11 protein-coding genes and 2 pseudogenes are annotated in these 19,099 nt (G+C 71.1%); 5 read left to right on the top strand and 8 right to left on the bottom strand.

Annotation, left to right across the window (positions count from 1 at the left end; all coding sequences use genetic code 11):
* Positions 1 to 406 (top strand): annotated as a pseudogene (locus ACIBD9_RS19515) (hypothetical protein); the annotation flags it as partial.
* A 1-nt stretch (position 407) separates the two neighbouring features.
* Positions 408 to 1,097: a class F sortase gene (locus tag ACIBD9_RS19510; protein WP_396719429.1), complete on the top strand. Its 690-nt coding sequence runs from the start codon at positions 408 to 410 to the stop codon at positions 1,095 to 1,097.
* Positions 1,098 to 1,169: 72 nt separating this feature from the next.
* Here the strand turns inward: ACIBD9_RS19510 and ACIBD9_RS19505 are convergent, their stop codons facing one another.
* Positions 1,170 to 6,251, bottom strand: a complete 5,082-nt coding sequence (locus ACIBD9_RS19505) for an NAD-glutamate dehydrogenase (protein WP_396719427.1) — start codon at positions 6,249 to 6,251, stop codon at positions 1,170 to 1,172.
* 289 nt (positions 6,252 to 6,540) lie between these two features.
* On the opposite strand from ACIBD9_RS19505, the gene ACIBD9_RS19500 reads away from it, so the two are divergent.
* Positions 6,541 to 8,505 carry a penicillin-binding transpeptidase domain-containing protein gene (locus tag ACIBD9_RS19500; RefSeq protein WP_396719425.1) on the top strand — a complete coding sequence of 655 codons (1,965 nt, stop codon included), beginning with the start codon at positions 6,541 to 6,543 and terminating at the stop codon, positions 8,503 to 8,505.
* 482 nt (positions 8,506 to 8,987) lie between these two features.
* Here ACIBD9_RS19500 and ACIBD9_RS19495 read toward each other — a convergent pair.
* The 7 genes and pseudogenes from ACIBD9_RS19495 to ACIBD9_RS19465 form a co-directional block, all read right to left on the bottom strand.
* Positions 8,988 to 9,957, bottom strand: a pseudogene (locus tag ACIBD9_RS19495) (arginase family protein); the annotation flags it as partial.
* A gap of 66 nt (positions 9,958 to 10,023) precedes the next feature.
* Complete coding sequence (locus ACIBD9_RS19490; protein WP_396719423.1) at positions 10,024 to 10,947, bottom strand: tetratricopeptide repeat protein; 924 nt, start codon at positions 10,945 to 10,947, stop codon at positions 10,024 to 10,026.
* Between the two features lie 181 nt (positions 10,948 to 11,128).
* Positions 11,129 to 12,817 (bottom strand): methylmalonyl-CoA mutase, encoded by a 1,689-nt coding sequence (locus ACIBD9_RS19485; RefSeq protein WP_091405796.1) that lies wholly within the window; start codon positions 12,815 to 12,817, stop codon positions 11,129 to 11,131.
* 235 nt (positions 12,818 to 13,052) lie between these two features.
* Complete coding sequence (locus tag ACIBD9_RS19480) at positions 13,053 to 13,466, bottom strand: Asp23/Gls24 family envelope stress response protein (RefSeq protein WP_238687329.1); 414 nt, start codon at positions 13,464 to 13,466, stop codon at positions 13,053 to 13,055.
* Between the two features lie 155 nt (positions 13,467 to 13,621).
* A complete protein-coding gene (locus ACIBD9_RS19475) occupies positions 13,622 to 14,038 on the bottom strand; it encodes an Asp23/Gls24 family envelope stress response protein (protein ID WP_396719420.1) in 417 nt (138 codons plus the stop codon).
* Positions 14,039 to 14,255: 217 nt separating this feature from the next.
* Positions 14,256 to 15,257, bottom strand: a complete 1,002-nt coding sequence (meaB, locus tag ACIBD9_RS19470) for a methylmalonyl Co-A mutase-associated GTPase MeaB (RefSeq protein WP_238659294.1) — start codon at positions 15,255 to 15,257, stop codon at positions 14,256 to 14,258.
* Positions 15,258 to 15,371: 114 nt separating this feature from the next.
* Complete coding sequence (locus ACIBD9_RS19465; protein ID WP_396719418.1) at positions 15,372 to 16,571, bottom strand: acetyl-CoA C-acetyltransferase; 1,200 nt, start codon at positions 16,569 to 16,571, stop codon at positions 15,372 to 15,374.
* A 61-nt stretch (positions 16,572 to 16,632) separates the two neighbouring features.
* Here ACIBD9_RS19465 and mce point away from each other — a divergent pair, with 61 nt between their 5' ends.
* The gene (mce, locus tag ACIBD9_RS19460; RefSeq protein ID WP_396719416.1) at positions 16,633 to 17,109 is read left to right on the top strand and encodes a methylmalonyl-CoA epimerase; all 477 of its coding nucleotides are present in this window, start codon (positions 16,633 to 16,635) and stop codon (positions 17,107 to 17,109) included.
* A 350-nt stretch (positions 17,110 to 17,459) separates the two neighbouring features.
* Positions 17,460 to 18,815: a crotonyl-CoA carboxylase/reductase gene (gene ccrA / locus ACIBD9_RS19455; protein ID WP_396719491.1), complete on the top strand. Its 1,356-nt coding sequence runs from the start codon at positions 17,460 to 17,462 to the stop codon at positions 18,813 to 18,815.
* Positions 18,816 to 19,099 lie beyond the last annotated feature (284 nt).

Here is a 19,099-nt window from a genome sequence, read left to right as displayed (position 1 = left end):
CGAGCGCAACTCGGACGACCGCGGCGGCTACGGCAAGGACGAGCGCAACTCGGACGACCGCGGCGGCTACGGCAAGGACGAGCGCAACTCGGACGACCGCGGCGGCTACGGCAAGGACGAGCGCAACTCGGACGAGCGTGACCGGGGCGACGACCGCGAGTTCGTCTACTACGGCGAGGCCAAGGTCGACAAGGACGCCAAGCCGGGCCGCTACGAGCTCAAGGGCTCCTGCGGCGAGGGCGAGCTCGTCGTGCTGCCGCACGGCGGTGTCGACGGTGGTGACGGTGGCGTGAGCACCGGCACCGACCGGGGTCTGGCCACCGGCGGGGCGGGCCTGCTCGGCGCTGCCGCGCTGGGCGGGATCGTGCTGATGCGTCGTCGGCGGACCGATGGTTCGCTCGTCTGACGTGACGACGACACCGGCCGGCGGCCGCCACGGGAGACCGTGGCGTGCCGCCGGCACGGCCGTCGTCGTCACCATGGCCATGATCGGCGCCGGCATGATCGGCGCCTCCCTGAAGACAACGCCCAGTCCCCGGCCGCCGCAGCCGCTGGCCCAGGCCGGCCCCGAGGCGACCGGGCCGGCGAGCACCGCCGACGACGGGCAGCCGGCCGGTCAGGGAGATGCTCCGGCCGGGTTGGCCCGCTCGGCACCGACCAGCATCGAGATCCCCCGGATCGGTGTCGACGCGACGATCATGTCGTTGGGCACCAACCCGGACGGCACCGTCCAGGTCCCTCCGCTGGACAAGGCCGACCAGGCCGGGTGGTACGAGCCCGGCGCGAGCCCCGGCGAGACGGGTAACGCGGTCATCGTCGGGCACGTCGACTCGGCGGTGCTCGGCCCGGCCGTCTTCTTCGACCTCGGCGCTCTCACCCCCGGCGACACCGTCACCGTGCGCCGCGCCGACGGGGTGCCGGCCACCTTCACGGTCGACTCGGTGAAGTCGTACCCGAAGACGGCCTTCCCCACCGAGTTGGTGTACGGACCGAGCGACCGGCCCAGCCTGCGGGTGGTCACCTGCGGCGGTCAGTTCGACGCGGCCGCGAAGAGCTACCAGGACAACATCGTCGTCTTCGCCACCCTGGCGGCGTGACCCGCGACGAACGAAAGCGGTCCGGCCGGTCGGGGTGACCCGACCGGCCGGACCGCGTCCGGCGTACCTGACTCAGGCGGCTGCGGAGGTCCGCACCAGGGTGCGGATCTGGCGCAGCAGCACCGACAGCGCGGCGAGGTCCGCCCGCGACTCGTCGAACTCCCCCATCGCCCGTCGGGCGCGGTGGATGGAGGTGGCGTTGGACTGCTCCCACTGCTGCACCCGCTCGTGCGGCGGCAGGTCGCCCGGGGTGGAGTCGAGTACCTCCGCGGTGAGCGCGGCCAGCGCGGCGTACAGGTCGTACCGCAGCGCCATCCGGGCCAGCGTCTGCCAACGGTCCTCCCGCGGCAGCAGGGAGATCTTCGACAGCAGCGAGTCCACCCGGAACAGGTCGGACAGCACGAAGTAGACCGACGCCACCTCGCTGACGTCCCGCCCGCTGGCGTTCGCGGTCTCCACCACGTCCATCAGGCCGAAGCTGTACATCAGCCGGGTCGCCCGCTCCGCCAGCTCGCGGGGCAGCCCACGCTCGGTCATCGAGTCCATGTGCGCGGCGATGCCCTGGCGCTCGTTGCCGTAGAACAGTTCCTCGAGCCCCGGCAGCAGCCGGGTGACCCCGTCCCGCAGCCGGGCGATCTCGGCCGGCACGTCGATCGGCGAGCGCCGGTTGGAGACCAGCCACCGCACCGCCCGGTCGAGCAGCCGGCGGGTGTCCAGGTAGACGCTGGTCTGCAGCTCCGGTGCCACCTTGTTGTCCAACGCCTCGACCGCGTCCCACAGGTCGCGCAGGCCGAACACCTCGCTGACCACCACGTACGCCCGGATCACGTCCGCCGCGCTGGCCGCCGTCTCCTCGACCACCCGGAAGATGAACGAAATGCCACCCCGGTTGATCGCCTCGTTGACCAGCACGGTGGTGACGATGTCCCGGCGCAGCCGGTGCCGGCCCATCCGGTCGGCGAACCGCTCGCGCATCGGCGTCGGGAAGTAGTTGACCAGGACCTCGGTCGTCCACTCCTCGTCGGCCAACCCCTCGGTGAGGATCTCCCGCTCCAGGACGATCTTCACGTACGCGAGCAGCACCGCGAACTCGGGCGCGGTCAGGCCGGATTCGCTGCGGACCGCCAGTTCCTCGTCCGGCGGCAGCGCCTCCAACGCCCGGTCCAAGCCGCCCGAACGCTCCAGCTCGTTGATCATCCGGCGGTGCACCGGGAGCAGAGAGGCGGCCTGGGCCTGGGCGTTGTTGATCGCCCGGGCCTGGTCGTAGTTGTCCCGCAGCACCAGCTCGGCGACCTCGTCGGTCATTCCGGCCAGCAGCTCGTCCCGGTCGGCCGTGGTCAGCTCCCCGTCGGCCACCGCCGTGTTGAGCAGGATCTTGATGTTCACCTCGTGGTCGGAGGTGTCCACCCCGGCGGCGTTGTCGATGAAGTCCGTGTAGATCCGGCCACCGGTCAACGCGTACTCGATCCGGCCGAGCTGGGTCCAGCCCAGGTTGCCGCCCTCGCCCGCCACCCGGCAGCGCAGGTTGCGCCCGTCCACCCGGATCGCGTCGTTGGACTTGTCGCCCACCTCGGCGTTGGTCTGGGTGGAGGCCTTGACGTAGGTGCCGATGCCGCCGTTCCAGAACAGGTCCACCGGGGCGGTGACGATCGCCTTCATCAGGTCCTGCGGCGACATCTGCGTGACGTCCTCGTCCAGGCCGATCGCCGCCCGGACCTGCGGCGTGATCGGGATGGACTTCGCGGTACGCGGGAAGATGCCGCCACCTGCCGAGATCAGCTCCGGGTTGTAGTCCTCCCAGGAGGAACGAGGCAGGTCGAACAACCGCCGACGCTCGGCGTACGAGGTGGCGGCGTCCGGCTCCGGATCGAGGAAGATGTGCCGGTGGTCGAAGGCGGCCACCAGCCGGATGTGCTCGGAGAGCAGCATTCCGTTGCCGAACACGTCGCCGGACATGTCACCGACGCCGACCACCGTGAAGTCCTGGGTCTGGGTGTCCAGGCCCAACTCCCGGAAGTGCCGCTTGACCGACTCCCAGGCGCCCCGGGCGGTGATGCCCATCTTCTTGTGGTCGTAGCCGGCGGATCCGCCGGACGCGAACGCGTCGCCCATCCAGAAGTTGTGGGCCTTGGAGATCTCGTTGGCGATGTCGGAGAACGTCGCGGTGCCCTTGTCGGCCGCCACCACCAGGTACGGGTCGTCGCCGTCGTGCCGGACCACGTCCTCGGGCGGCACGATCTGCCCGCTGACGATGTTGTCGGTGACGTCCAGCATCGCGCCGACGAACTCCTGGTAACAGGCGACCGCCTCGTCCCGGTCACCCGGCTTCTGCTTCAACACGAAGCCGCCCTTGGCGCCGACCGGCACGATCACGGTGTTCTTCACCATCTGCGCCTTGACCAGGCCCAGCACCTCGGTGCGGAAGTCCTCCCGACGGTCGGACCACCGCAACCCGCCCCGGGCCACCGGCCCGAACCGCAGGTGCACACCCTCGAACCGGGGCGAGTAGACGAAGATCTCGAACTTCGGTCGAGGCGCGGGCAGGTCCGGAATGGCCTGCGGGTCGAGCTTGAACGCCACGTACGCCTTGGGCCGCCCGTCGGCGCGCTTCTGGTAGAAGCTGGTCCGCAGGGTCGCCTCGATCAGCGTCAGGTACGAGCGCAGGATCCGGTCCTGGTCGAGGCTCGCCACGTCGTCCAGCGCGCCCCGGATCGTCTCCACCAGCTCACCGCTGCGCTGCTGCCGCTGCTCGGTGCTCAACTCGCCCGGCGCGAACCGGGTCTCGAACAGCTCCACCAGCAACGCGGCGAGCTTCGGGTACGCGATGAAGGTCTGCTCCATGTAGTCCTGCGAGAAGACCGTGCCGGCCTGCCGCAGGTACTTCGCGTACGCCCGCAGCACCACCACCTGCCGCCAGGTCAACCCGCCGCGCAGCACCAGCTCGTTGAACCGGTCCACCTCGGCCTCGCCGCGCCAGGCCGCCGCGAAGGCGTTCTCCACGTGCGGGCGCACCTCGGCCAGCTCGTGATGCCCCTCGGGCAGCATGAGGCCGAAGTCGTACAGGTAGACCCGACCGTCGATCCGGTCCACCTCGTACGGGTGCTCGTCGACCACCCGTACGCCGAGCGAGTGCAGCACCGGCAGCACGGCGGAGAGCATCATCGGCTCGCCGTACCGGTAGACCTTGAACCGGACGTCCATGGCCTCGGCCAGGTCCGCACCGGGCACCCGTGTGCCGGGCCGCGGCGCCAACTGCTTGCGGAACAGGTGCATCTCCAGCTGGCCGGGCTCCTCCAGCAGCTCCAGCTTCGCCAGGTCCTTCATCGCCTCGTACGGCGTGTGCCCGTCCTTGTAGCCCTCCGGGAAGGCGTCGGCGTACCGGGTGAACAGGTGCTTGGCCTGCTCGTCGCCGAGCTTGCGCTCCAGCACCAAGCGGTAGTCGTCGTCCCAGAGCCGGGTGGCGTCGGCCAACTCCTCGGCCAGCAGGTCGGCGTCGATGTCGCCGGGCGGCCGCGTCGGGTCGGTACGCACGATGAAGTGCACCCGAGCCAGCATCGACTCGGTGACCCGGGTGGTGTAGTCCACCCCGACGCCGTTCAGCTCACGCAGCAGGATGTCCTGCATACGCAGCCGGTTCTGCGTGGTGAACCGGTCCCGCGGTAGGTAGATCAGGCAGGAGATGAACCGCCCGTACGCGTCGCGACGCAGGAAGACCCGCAGCTGCCGGCGGCCGGCCATCCGCAGCACACCGACCACCGCGTGGTACAGGTCGTCGGTCTTGATCTGGAACAGTTCGTCGCGCGGGTACGTCTCCAGGATCTGGATCAGATCCTTGCCAGAGTGGCTGCGCTGGCTCAGGCCGGAGCGGTCCAGCACCTCGGCCACCTTGCGGCGCACCACCGGCAACTCGCGGACGCTGGTCCGGTAGGCGGCCGTCGAGAACAGGCCCAGGAAGCGCCGCTCGCCGATCACCTCGCCGTCGGAGTTGAAGATCTTGAAGCCGATGTAGTCCAGGTACGCCGAACGGTGCACGGTGGCACGCGAGTTGGCCTTGGTGATGATGAGCAGGCGCTTCTCCAGCACCTTCTCGTGCGCCTCCGGCGTCATCGACGACAGCGACCGCGCGTCCGGCGAATCGGAGCGCAGGATCCCCAGACCGGTGCCGAGCACCGCCTCCAACGCCTTGCCGTCGACCGGGTCGGTGGCGTCACCGCCGTCGGCGTCCACCAGCCGGTACTCGCGGTAGCCCAGGAAGGTGAAGTGGTCCTGGGCGAGCCAGCGCAGCAGCTCCACCGAGTCGGTGATGTCCTTTTCCGGCACCGGTGGGCGGTTGTCGGACGTACGGGCGGACGCCAGCTCGTCGGCGAGCGCGAGGGCACGCTGACGCATCTTCGGCCAGTCCTCCACCGCCTCCCGCACATCGGTGAGCACCCGCTGCAACTCGCGGCGCAGCCGGTCCCGTTCCGCCGCGTCCCGGACCGGGTCGATCTCGATCCGCATCCAGCTCTCGATGATGTCGCCGGAGATCGCGTCGTCCGGCTCCACATCCGCGGAGACCTCGGTGAGCCGGCCCAGCGGCTCACGCCGCACCACCACCAGCGGGTGCACCAGCAGGTGTACGTCGAGGTGGTACGAGTTGAGCAGCGCCGTCACCGAGTCGACAAGGAACGGCATGTCGTCCGTGACGATCTCGACGACCGTGTGGTGCTGGTCCGCGTGCGGTTCGTGGATCCGCAGCTTCAACTCGCCCGGGACCCGTTGCTGGGCGAGATCCCGGTGTGCCCGGGCCGCGTCGAGCATTTCCTCCGCCGTGAAGCCGACCAGCTCCTCGTCCGGGGCGAACCGCCAGAAACGGCCGACAAGTGTCGCCGCGTCGTGGTCGTCCCCCGCGAGCGCGACGGCCTGGGCCACCAGGCGCTCCGCGTTGGGGACGGGTTCGTCGAGCTCGGCGTCCTCCACGTCGTCGGCCAACGCCTCGGTTGGCAGACCCAGATCGTAGATGGTGTCGATGCTCGACCCGGTCAGCCCGGTGACTCCCGTGTCGAGCCGGCCGTAGCCGTCCCCGTCGGTCGCCGAATCGAAGCTGTCGTCGTCCCGGCCGGAGTCATCCTGCCGGAGGTCGGGTTCCGGTTTGATCGCCGGACGCCGGTCCATCGGTGCCACTCCCCTCGACCCACCGCGTTGTGGGTCACTCTGCCGCCCAGCCTAGGCCCTACCGTTGTGCGCCTTCGTCGGCGGACCACTGGCCAGACGTCCGGATCGGGACTTTGTCCTTTCACCCGTTGCGGGTCCGAGGTTGGCTGGCTGCCGGATACCCCGCCACGCGATGTTCATCACACGGGGGCGGCCCGTCTTTGAGCGCGGCCGAGCACCTGGGGGACGTTGGGGACGCCGTTCGCGTACTACCGTGCGAGGGCAGTCCGAGATCGGAAGGACCAGCTTCATGCCCTTGTCGTACCCCCGGCCCCACCGGCCGAACCCCGCCCGCCGGCTGGCCGCCGCCGTCACCACGGCGCTCCTCGCGGCGGGTGTCCTGGTCGGTTGCTCGGGTGACGACGGGCCGCAGCGCACCGTCGACGCCTTCCTCGCGGGCTGGCGCAGCGGTGACCTCCAGGCGGTCGGTCTGATCGACCCGCTCGGCTCGAAACTGCCGTCGGCCGACGTGGCGCGCGAGATCAAGGACCTCTCCGGTGAGCTGGGGGCCACCCCGCCCACGCTGACCCGTCGCGGCGAGCCGAAGATCACGAAGGACATCGCGACCACCACCGTGCAGGTGGAGTGGGCCCTGCCCGGTCAGACCCGTTGGGCGTACGACCGGGAGGTGCGGCTCGCCCACGGCGACGACGACCAGTGGCAGGTGATCTGGGAGCCGAAGGTGGTGCACGAGCAGCTCACCAAGGGTGACCGGTTGGCGCTGCGCCGCGACCCCGGTGCCCGCGCCGCGGTGCTGGACAACGCCGGCAAGCCGATCGTGACCCCGCGCCCGGTGGTCCGGGTGGGCGTGCAGCCCAACGGTGTCGCCGACATCAAGAAGCTCGTCAAGGACCTCGACGCGGCGTTCAAGGCCATCCGTCCGGCGCTGGTCCCCGGCGTCGACCTGGCCGACCTGCCCGATCGGGTGGCCAAGGCCGAGCCGGGCGCATTCGTCGAGGTGGTGTCGCTCCGCGAGGAGGCGTACCAGCAGATCAAGCCCCGGATCTACGACCTGCCCGGCACCAAGTTCGTCTCCGACAAGATCGACCTGGCGCCCACCCGCGAGTTCGCCCGTGCGCTGCTCGGCACGGTCGACCCGGCGCAGGCCGACGACCTCGCCGCGCACCCCGACCGGTACGTCGTCGGCGACCTCGTCGGGCACGGCGGGCTGCAGGGCCGCTACGACGAACGACTGCGCGGCGGCCCCGGGCTGACCGTGGTGGTCGAGCGTCCGGCCGAGGGCGGCAAACTCGAACCCACAGGCACCGAACTGTTCCGCCGGGAGCCGCAGCCCGGGCAGGCGCTGAAGACCACGCTGGACGTCGCCGTCCAGAACGCGGCCGACGGGGCACTGCGCGCCGAGTCGCGCCGATCCGCCCTGGTGGCGCTCCGGATCAGCGACGGCGCCGTGCTCGCCGCGGCGAACGGCCCCGGCCCGGCCGGGGAGAACCTGGCCTTCAACGCCCAGGTGCCGCCGGGCTCCACGTTCAAGATGGTCAGCACGCTGGGCCTACTGGACCGGGGCGCGGTCACGCTGGACGGGCCGGTCGACTGCAAGAAGACCTTCACCGTGGACGGCCGGTCCTTCAAGAACTCGGACAACTTCGAGCTCGGCTCGGTGCCCTTCCGCACCGACTTCGCCAAGTCCTGCAACACGGCGTTCGCCGCGCTGGCCCCGAAGCTCGGCGGCGACGGGCTGGCCGTCGCCGGCCGCTCGCTGGGCCTGGAGGGTCAGTGGGACCTCGGCACGGACGCCTTCACCGGCAAGGTCTCGACGGGCGGCAGCCCGACCGAGCAGGCCGCCGCGTCGTTCGGGCAGGGCACCACGCTGGTCAGCCCGCTCGCCATGGCCGGCGCCACCGCCGCCGTCGCCCGCGGCCGCTTCGAGCAGCCGAAGCTGCTGATCGACCCGGCCCCGGCCAAGCCGGCCCCGGCCGGCGAGCAACTCAAGCCAGAGTCCGTCGCGGCGCTGCGCACGATGATGCGCGAGGTGGTCACCGCCGGCACCGGCAGCGCGCTCAAGGATGTGCCGGGCGAGGTGTACGGCAAGACCGGCACCGCCGAGTACGACGACAACCCGGCCCACACCCACGCCTGGTTCGTCGGCTGGCGGGGAGATGTGGCGTTCGCCGTCTTCGTGGAGAAGGGCGGGGCCAGCACCGCCTCGGCCGTCCCGATCGCCGAGCGCTTCCTCCGCGCCCTCCCGGCCCGCTGACCCACCACCTGGTCAGGCGGTGTCGGCTTCGCGCCTTTCGGGCGGGTTCTGGGTCGACGGGGCGGTGCGTCGGAGGAGACCTGGGCCGGCCGACGCCGGCGGGCCGACCGGTTCGCGCTCGACCAGGGGCGCGACACCGGCCGCGACGCCCGACGGCTCGGAGTAGGCCCCTGCCCCTGTGCCGGGTGACTCCCCCTCGGCCGGGATGTCGTACGGCACCGCGCTCACCGACGAACCGGCGCCGGGGACACCAACATCGGCAGGCCCGACACCGGCAGGCCCGAGCGCAGCAGGCCCGACATCGGCGGGGTCGATGTCAGCGGCGTCGATGTCGGCGGGGAATTCGAGCCTCGCAACCCGCTCGGCACGGTCGGGACGCTCCGCACGGTCGAGACGCTCGGCACGGTCGGCACGCTCCGCACGGTCGAGACGCTCGGCACGGTCGGAGCGATCGGTGGTGGCGGTCGGGGCCCGGCCGTTGCCGCGTCGCGGGGAGGGCGTCGGCCGGGCTGACAGCAGTCGGGGCGGCACGGCTTCCGGGGCGGTCACCGGCGCCAGACCGGCGACCACTGTGTTGACGATCTCGGCCGCGTACGAGCCGTCCGGGTCGTAGTCGGGGTCGAAGACGGTCAGCTCCACGCCGAGGCAGTGCGGGGTGTCGACCAGGCCGGCGAGCAGGATCTCCAGCTCGGCGAAGGCGATTCCACCCGGGTCGGGGGCATCCACGGCGGGCATCACCGCGGGGTCGAGCACGTCCACGTCGATGTGCACCCAGTAGCCCGCGCAGTCGGCGAGTTGCTCGTGCGCCCACTGGGCGGTCCGGGCGGCGCCTTCGGCACGCAGCGCCGGCACCGGTCGGGTGGTGATCCCGGCGGCCTGGAGGTCGAGCCGGTACTCGTCCTGTGCGCGGATGCCGAGCACCACCACGTCGATGTCGCGGAAGTAGGGCCGGCGGCCCTCCAGCGCGGCCAGGTCGGCCTGTCCTCGCCCGGTGACCAGGGCGAGGTCCTCACCGGCGGCCGCGCCGACGTACGAGGCGTTGCCGGGGTGCCGGAAGTCGGAGTGCCCGTCGACGAAGACCAGCCCGATCCGACCGCCGACGGCCTCACCGAGGCGGTGCATGGCCAGGGCCGAGCCGAGGAGCACGGAGCAGTCGCCGCCCAGCACCACCGGGAACTCGCCCCGGTCGATGATCGAGCCGATGCGTTCGGCGAGGGCCAGCGAGTAGTCGGCGATCTCCCGGGCGTGGCACACCCCGTCACCGGGCCGCCAGTCGCCCGGGTCGTACCGGGCGGGGGTGACGCAGCCGGCGTCGCGGGCGCGGAGGCGGGCCAGCAGGTCGTGGTCGCGCAGCGCCCCGGGCGCCTTGGCGCAACCCGGGACCGACGTGGGCGTCGGCGGCCGTAGACCGAGATTTGTCGGCGCGTCGAGGACGGCGATCCGGCGCATCATGAGCTCCCGTCCTCGGTGGTCGGGCGGGCCGGCCGGAACGCCGGCCCGCGCTGGCGTGCTACGAACTCAGAACAGGGCGCTGGCCAGGGCCCGACGCGCCGAGGCGACCGCCGGATCGTCCGGGCCGGCGATGGAGAAGAGCGAGACCAGGTGCTGGCGGACCGTCTCACGGTCCTCACCGGCGGTGCGCCGGACCAGACCGACGAGCCGCGCGTACGCCTGCTCGGCCAGGCCGCTGAGCACCTCGATGTCGGCGGCCAGCAGTTGGGCGTTGACGTCGTCGGGGGCGCTCTCGGCGGCGGCCAGCGCGGTGGACGGGTCGGCGCCGGCCACCCGGCGGGCCACCCCGACCTGGGCCAGCCCCGCCGTGGCCGCGGCGTCCGCGGGGGCGTCGGCGAGGATCTTCCGGTACGCCTGCTCGGCGGCGTCCAGATCGCCGCTCATCAGCGCGTCGTCCGCCTCGTCGAGGCGGGGGTCCTCCGGCTCGGCCACGGTCACGCCACCGGCCTTGAGTACGGCCTGGAGCCACTGCCGCAACTGCCCCTCGGGCACCACTCCGGAGAACGCGTCGACCGGCTGACCGCCGACGACCGCGTAGACCATGGGAATGCCCTGCACCCGGAACATCTGGGCGATTCGGGGGTTTTCCTGCACGTCGACCCGGGCCAGCACCCAGGTGCCGCCGCCCTCGGCGTTCAGCCGCTCCAGGACCGGGGCGAACTCGTCGCTCTCCGGGAAGCCGGCCGCGCCGAAGAACACGACGACGGGCGTGGCCATCGAGCGTTCGAGCACGTCGGACTGGATGGTCGCCTCGGTGACGTCCACGATGGCGGTGTCACCGCCGGCGGTGGGCGCGCCGGGGGCGCCGTTGGACGGGCCGCCCTGCGGGGGCGTGCCAGGGCGGGTACTTGCTGGTGCGGGGCCACGCAGCGTGCTGAGGTCGACCGCGCCGCGGGTGAAGATCGACGAGGTGATCCGTGGGTCGCTCATGGTTACCTAGTCTCGCACGTGAGCCGCCGATCTCAGCTCACCCGCAACCCCGACGTTGCAACTCTCACGCCCCGCCCCCACCCCCAGCGATCTTGCACATTCTGTCGCCGGTACGCCACATTTATGCCTTATGTCGGCGCACAAACTGCAAGATCGACGGGGGCGGGGTGACGGCGGGGGGTTAGAAGCGGGCTGGCTCCCGGTAGGTGCCCCACTCGGCGCGCAGGGCGTCGCAGATCTCGCCAAGGGTCGCCTCGGCGCGGACCGCGTCGAGCATGGCGGGGATCATGTTCTCGTCGGTACGGCTCGCCTCGATCATCCGGGTCACCGCCGCGCGGACCGCCGACTCGTCCCGCGCGCTCTTGCGCTCGGCGAGCACCCGGCGCTGCTCCAGCTCCACCTCGTGCGAGATGCGCAGGATCTCCAACTCCTTGGCGACCGTGCCGGTGTGGCAGTTGACCCCGACGATCTTCTTGTCACCCTTCTCGAGGGCCTGCTGGTAGACGAAGGCCGACTCGGCGATGTGCCCGGTGAACCAGCCGTCCTCGATACCGCGCAGGATGCCCGAGGTCATCGGGCCGATCTGGTGCGGCCCGTCCCCGCCGAGCTGCCGGATCCGGGCGAAGATCTCCTCCGCCTCGGCCTCGATCTTGTCGGTCAGCGCCTCGACGTACCAGGAGCCGCCGAGCGGGTCGGCCACGTTGACCACACCGGTCTCCTCCATCAGCACCTGCTGGGTACGCAGGGCGATCTCGGCCGACTCGTCGGTGGGCAGCGCCAGGGTCTCGTCCAGCGCGTTGGTGTGCAGCGAGTTCGTGCCGCCGAGCACCGCCGCGAGAGCCTCGACGGCGGTGCGTACGACGTTGTTGACCGGCTGCTGCGCGGTCAGCGACACCCCGGCGGTCTGGGTGTGGAACCGCAGCCACAGGGCCTTCTCGCTGGTCGCGCCGTAGACGTCGCGCAGCCAGCGGGCCCAGATCCGGCGGGCGGCCCGGAACTTGGCGATCTCCTCGAAGAAGTCGAGGTGCGAGTCGAAGAAGAAGCTCAGCCCGGGAGCGAAGACGTTCACGTCCAGCCCACGCGAGAGACCCAGCTCGACGTAGCCGAAGCCGTCCGCCAGGGTGTACGCCAGCTCCTGCGCCGCGGTCGAGCCGGCCTCCCGGATGTGGTACCCGGAGACCGACAGCGGCTTGTAGCGCGGGATCTCCCGAGCGCAGTACTCCATCAGGTCGCCGATCAGGCGCAGGTGCGGCTCCGGGTCGAAGAGCCACTCCTTCTGCGCGATGTACTCCTTGAAGATGTCGGTCTGCAGGGTGCCGTCCAGCTTGGACAGGTCGGCGCCCTGCCGCTCGGCGGCGACCAGGTACATGCAGAACACCGGCACGGCCGGGCCGGAGATGGTCATCGAGGTGGTGACGCCGGCCAGGTCGATGCCGTCGAAGAGCGCCTGCATGTCGGTGGCGGTGTCGATGGCCACGCCGCAGTGGCCGACCTCGCCGAGCGCCTGCGGGTCGTCCGAGTCGCGACCCATCAGCGTCGGCATGTCGAACGCCACCGAGAGGCCGCCGCCTCCGGCGCCGAGGATCATCTTGTAGCGCTCGTTGGTCTGCTGGGCGTTGCCGAAGCCGGCGAACTGCCGGATCGTCCAGGTCCGCCCGCGATAGCCGGTCGGATACAAACCCCGGGTGTACGGATACTCGCCCGGCCAGCCGATCCGTTCGAAGCCCGGATAGGTGGCGCCCTCCGGCGGCCCGTACACCGGCTCCACCGGCATCCCGGAGAGCGTGGTGAAGTCCGCGTCCCTCTTGCGCGCGGCGTCGTACCGGGCCTGCCAGCGCGCCCGTCCGGCGTCGATCTCGTCGGCGTCCATGAGCAGGGCTCCTCCTCGGGTCCTCGACTGCACGTCGAGTGTAAGGCCCCCACCTGAACGATCGCTAAGTCACGCCGTACCGGCGAGTAACGGCGAGCGCGCGCGTCGATCATGGAGTTGTGGTGGTGCACAAATCCCGCAGCCGGGGCCAAAATGGCCACCACGACTGCATGATCGACGGGGGAAGGGGCCCCGGGGGGAGGGAGGCGGGCGGGCGGGGGTGGACTAGGACCGGTCAGGCTGGGGGTGTGGTGGGGGTTTCGCTGATCGCCAGGTCGTCGACCCGGATGTTGACCTCATCGACCCGCAGCCCGAATGTCTCGACCGCCTCGGTCACTCGAGCGCGCACCTGACCGCTGACCTCTGCCACCTGTCGACCGGCCTGGATCACCAACACCAGGTTGACCACTGCGGCGTCCCCGGTCACGTGGGCCGAGCAACCCCGTCGGGCGTCACCCACCTGGTCCAGCCCGACCCGGTCAAGAACCGCGTTGAAGAACCGGGCGACGTCCCCACCGAGGTCGGCCACACCGGGCACCGCGCGGGCCGCCGCGACGGCGATCTTCTCGATCACCTCGTCGGCGACCTGCGTCGTCCCGCCGGCCGGCACCGACGCCCTGGTCAGCTCCCGCGTTGCTTCCAGGTCCACAGTCGCCCCCTGCTCCTCGCACACCACGTCTGGACACGTCCGGCACCCAGTGAAGATGGGGCGGAGCGAGCCTACTGGGACGATGCGTCCCCGGATTTTCCTGCCGGACAGCCAATGCGCGGTCCGGCAACCGTCAGGCCGTTGGCACCTACGCCTCAGACCGCTGTCGCGCCCGGCTGGTTCAGCTCGATGTCGTCCACCGTGACGTTGACCTGGGTGACCGTCAGGCCGTACTTCTCCACGGCCTCGATCACCGCGGCCCGCACCGCCTCGGTCACGTCGGCCACGACGTGCCCGGCGTCGATCACCAGGACCACGTTGATGACGGCCGAGTTGCCCTTCACGTCGGCCGAGACGCCCCGGCGAGCGTCGCCCACCGCGTCCAGGCCGACCTTGTCCAGCACGCTGTTGAAGAACCGGGCCACGTCACCGCCGAGATCGGCGACACCGGGCACCGCGCGAGCGGCCGCCCCGGCGATCTTCTCCACGACCTCGTCGGAAACCGACGTGACACCCCGGGCCGCACCCGTCGCGGGCTGCACTGCGCCGGCGTTCTCCACCGCGTCCGTCATGATCACATCTCCCCTGGTCCCGGTGCACTGTGGACCGACCGACCCGTCAGCCCGCTTCGCGGCAGCTCACTGCCGGCCACGCGCCGCGAGCCTACTAAAACCGGAGTGACCTTCGCGTGCGGGCGGAGGCGCGCTCGGACCGGCACACGAGCGACGACGTCGGACCGTGCCGATCCGGTACGTCCAGCGTGGACGCGCCGGCCGGCGGAAAGCCGGGTCAGCGGGCGAGCTGGGCGAGCAACTCGTCCGCTGCCGTGTACGGGTCGACCGCACCCTCGGCAACCTTGGTGGCGAGCGTGGCCAACTCCGTACCGTCGCGAAGTGAGCCGATCCGGGCGCGCAGGGTGCCGAGCGCGATCGCCTCGATCTCGGCGGCGGCCCGCTTCTCCTGGCGGCGGCGCAGCTCGCCGTGCTCGACCAGCCAGCCCCGGTGCTTGTCGATGGCGGCGGCGATGTCGTCGATGCCCTCGCCGCGCGCGGCGACCGACCGGACCACCTGTGGTCGCCACTGCCCCGGACCGCGCTCACCGAGAGCGATCATGCCCTGGATGTCACGGACGGTGGCGTCGACGCCGTCCCGGTCCGCCTTGTTGACCACGAACACGTCGGCGATCTCCAGGATGCCGGCCTTGACCGCCTGGATCGCGTCACCCATGCCGGGCGCGAGCAGCACCAGCGTCGTGTCGGCGAGCGAGGCGACCTCCACCTCGGCCTGCCCGACGCCGACGGTCTCCACCAGCACCACGTCGCAGCCGGCGCCCTCCAGCACCCGGACCGCCTGCGGCGTCGCCGCCGCGAGCCCGCCGAGGTGCCCCCGGCTGGACATCGACCGGATGTAGACGCCCGGATCGGTGGCGTGGTCCTGCATCCGCACCCGGTCGCCGAGGATCGCTCCGCCAGTGAACGGGCTGGACGGGTCGACCGCCAGCACGCCCACCCGGTGCCCGCGCGCCCGCAGCGCGCGGACCAGCTCGTTCGTGGTGGTCGACTTGCCCACCCCGGGTGAGCCGGTCAGCCCGACCACCTGGGCCTGCCCGGCGTACGGCGCCAGCGCCGCGGCGATCGCCGGCAACAGCGCGTCACCGTTCTCCACCAACGTGATCAGGCGGGCCACCGCGCGGGGGTCGCCCGCGCGGGCCCGCTCCACCAGCAGCGGTACGTCCCTGCTGCGACGCACCGACGTGGTGCCCGCTGCCGGCACGTGCTCAGCCTCGCTCACCGCATCATCTTTGTTCGCGACTGCGGGGCTCGCAAAACCGGCTCACTCCTCGCGCTCACTGCATCATCTTTGTTCGCGACTGCGGGGCTCGCAAAACCGGCTCACTCCTCGCGCTCACTGGCCGGCCGCGGCCTTGCCCGGCACGTGGATGATCAGCGCGTCGCCCTGGCCACCGCCGCCACAGAGCGCCGCCGCGCCGGTGCCACCGCCGCGCCGCTTCAGCTCCAGAGCGAGGGTGAGTACGAGGCGCGCGCCGGACATGCCGATCGGGTGCCCCAGCGCGATCGCGCCGCCGTTGACGTTGACCTTGTCCGGGCTGACCCCGAGGTCGCGGGTGGACTGGACACCGACCTGCGCGAACGCCTCGTTGATCTCGATGAGGTCCAGGTCCGCGACGCTCAGGCCACCCTTCTTCAGGGCGTGGTTGATGGCGTTGGACGGCTGCGAGTGCAGGGAGTTGTCCGGGCCCGCCACGTTGCCGTGCGCACCGATCTCGGCCAGCCAGGTCAGCCCCAGCTCCTTCGCCTTGGCCTTGCTCATCACGAGCACCGCGGCGGCACCGTCGGAGATCGGCGACGAGCTGCCGGCGGTGATGGTGCCGTCCTTGGCGAAGGCGGGGCGCAGCTTGGCCAGCGACTCGACGGTGGTGTCCGGGCGGATGCCCTCGTCCTCGGTGATCACCAGCGGGTCACCCTTGCGCTGCGGGATGACCACCGGGGCGATCTCGTCGGCGAAGTGGCCGTTCTTCTGCGCGGCGGCGGCCCGCTGGTGGCTGGCGGCGGCGAAGGCGTCCTGCTCCTCGCGGGAAATGCCGTGCTTGGCGCCGAGCCGCTCGGTCGACTCACCCATCGAGCAGCAGTCCCAGGCGTCACTGAGGCCGTCGTGCGCCATGTGGTCCTTGACCACCACGTCGCCGTACTTGTAGCCGGTGCGCTGGCCCATCAGCAGGTGCGGGGCGTTGGTCATCGACTCCATGCCGCCGGCCACCACGATGTCGAACTCGCCGGCGCGGATGAGCTGGTCGGCCAGGGCGATCGCGTCCAGGCCGGAGAGGCAGACCTTGTTGATGGTCAGCGCCGGCACGGACATCGGCACACCGGCCTCGACCGCCGCCTGCCGAGCGGGGATCTGACCGGCGCCGGCCTGCAGCACCTGCCCCATGATCACGTACTGGACCTGGTCCGGGCTGACGCCGGCACGCTCCAGCGCCGACTTGATGGCGATCCCGCCGAGCTTCGTGGCCGGGAGGTCCTTGAGGTTGCCCAGCAGCCGGCCCATCGGGGTCCGCGCGCCGCTGACGATCACCGAAGCCATGCCTGCCTCCGAGGGGGTGCCGAGCTGTACGCCTTAACGATTGTTCGGTCAGACTAGCGCCATGGCAGAGAACTCCCCCGTCGAGCCCGGTGCGGACTACGTCACAGACATCGGACTTCGCAAAATTGACCACGTCGGGATCGCCGTGGCCGACCTGGACGCCGCGATCGACTTCTACCAGCGGACGTTCGGGATGCGCTGCGTACACGTGGAGACCAACACCGAGCAGGGCGTTCGGGAAGCGATGCTGTCCGTCGGGCCGACCACCGAGGGCGGCTGCGTGCAGTTGCTCGCCCCGCTCACCCCGGAGTCGACGATCGCGAAGTTCCTGGACCGCAACGGGCCGGGCGTGCAGCAGGTCGCGTACACCGTGGTGGACATCGACGTGGCCTGCGCGGCGCTACGCGAGCGCGGCATGCGCCTCCTCTACGACGCACCGAGGCGCGGCACCGCGGACAGCCGGATCAACTTCGTCCACCCCAAGGACGCCGGCGGCGTCCTCATCGAACTGGTCCAACCCGCCCCCACCCCCCACTGACCCCGGCCCCCTGCCCCGCCCCGCCCCGCCCCTGATTGATCAAGAGGTTTGCGTCAGCCTGCGCCACGAGGGTGACCGAAAGCTCTTGATCGACCAGGGGGTGGCGGCCGGTGGGGCGGGGCGCACGCACGTCAGTGCGCGGATGGCGGGGTGGCCGGACACCTTCACGCATCGGCGGATGCAGTTTTTCACAGAGGACTTCCCGGCCTAGCTACCGTTCAGTAACGTCCGGCCCCACCAGAGCGCGACCGGTGCGGGATGTGTCGAATGCCGACATGGCGGTCGTGCCCACCGGCGCCGACGATGGCAGCACCCGGGCCCGTGCGGGTGCGGATGAACCGGAGGTCACCGTGCAGGACATCCTCGAAGCGATCATGGCGGCGGAGGAATCGAACGATCCGGACCGCGAACTCGCCGGCCTCGCCGGGCTGCCCGTACCGGAGAGCTACCGGGGCGTGGTGGTCCGCGCCGAGGAGGCCCGGATGTTCGACGGCATGGCCACCCGGGACAAGGACCCGCGCAAGGCACTGCACGTGCAGGAGGTGCCGACGCCGGAGCTGGCGCCGGGCGAGGCGCTGGTCGCGGTGATGGCCAGCGCGATCAACTACAACACGGTGTGGACCAGCATCTTCGAGCCGCTGCCCACCTTCAAGTTCCTGGAGCGCTACGGCCGGGTCTCCGAGCTGACCCGCCGGCACGACCTGCCGTACCACGTGGTCGGCTCGGACGCGGCGGGCGTGGTGCTGCGCACCGGCCCCGGGGTGACCCGCTGGGCCCCCGGCGACGAGGTGGTGGCGCACTGCCTCTCGGTCGAGTTGGAGGACGCGGCCGGTCACGACGACACCATGCTCGACCCGCAGCAGCGGATCTGGGGTTTCGAGACCAACTTCGGCGGGCTGGCCGAGCTGGCGGTGGTCAAGGCCAACCAGCTGATGCCCAAGCCGCGGCACCTGAGCTGGGAGGAGGCGGCCAGCCCGGGGCTGGTCAACTCCACCGCGTACCGGCAGCTCGTCTCGCACCACGGCGCCAACATGAAGCAGGGCGACGTGGTGCTGATCTGGGGCGCCTCGGGCGGCCTCGGCGGGTACGCCACGCAGATGGCGCTCAACGGCGGCGCGATCCCGGTCTGCGTGGTGTCCTCACCGGAGAAGGCCGAGCTGTGCCGCCGGATGGGCGCGGAGCTGGTCATCGACCGGGCCGCGGAGGGCTTCCGCTTCTGGAAGGACGAGGAGACCCAGGACCCGGACGAGTGGCGGCGCTTCGGTGAGCGCATCCGTGAGCTGACCAGCGGCGAGGACCCGGACATCGTGTTCGAGCACCCGGGTCGGGAGACGTTCGGCGCCAGCGTCTACGTGGCCCGGCGCGGTGGCACCATCGTCACCTGCGCCTCCACCAGCGGCTTCCAGCACCAGTACGACAACCGCTACCTGTGGATGCACCTCAAGCGGATCGTCGGCAGCCACTTCGCCAACTACCACGAGGCGTGGCAGGCCAACCGCCTGGTCGCGCTCGGCAAGGTGCACCCGACGGTGTCCCGCACCTACGCGTTGGAGCAGACCGGCCAGGCCGCGTACGAGGTGCACCGCAACGCCCACCAGGGCAAGGTCGGCGTGCGCTGCCTCGCACCCACCGACGGGCTGGGCGTACGCGACGGAGAGTTGCGGGCCCGGCACGAGGACGCGATCAACCGCTTCCGGGGTCACTGACCGGCACCGCCGGCCGCCAGGCCTCCCCGACCGGCACCGCCGGTTGCGGGGCCACGGCCGGACGGTGGAACGCGGGATGACCATTGCGCTGATCGCTCATTGTTCTTCCGCCCCCATTAGCGGATAACCCACCCGGATCGAACAAAGGGCCTCGGGGCAACCCCGGGGCCCTTTTCCGCGTCACGCTGCGTGGCGTCCGACCGGCCAAGACCTGCCAAGATCGCCGATTGGTCCAACCACGCCGATCGCGGGAGTTGACCATGCAAAGAGGGCACGAAAGCTTC

Origin of the sequence: Micromonospora sp. NPDC050784, from assembly GCF_044456765.1 — a bacterium.
GTDB lineage: Bacteria > Actinomycetota > Actinomycetes > Mycobacteriales > Micromonosporaceae > Micromonospora > Micromonospora foliorum.
Note: the sequence above shows the minus strand (reverse complement) of the source record. Positions and strands in the feature narration are given on the sequence as shown.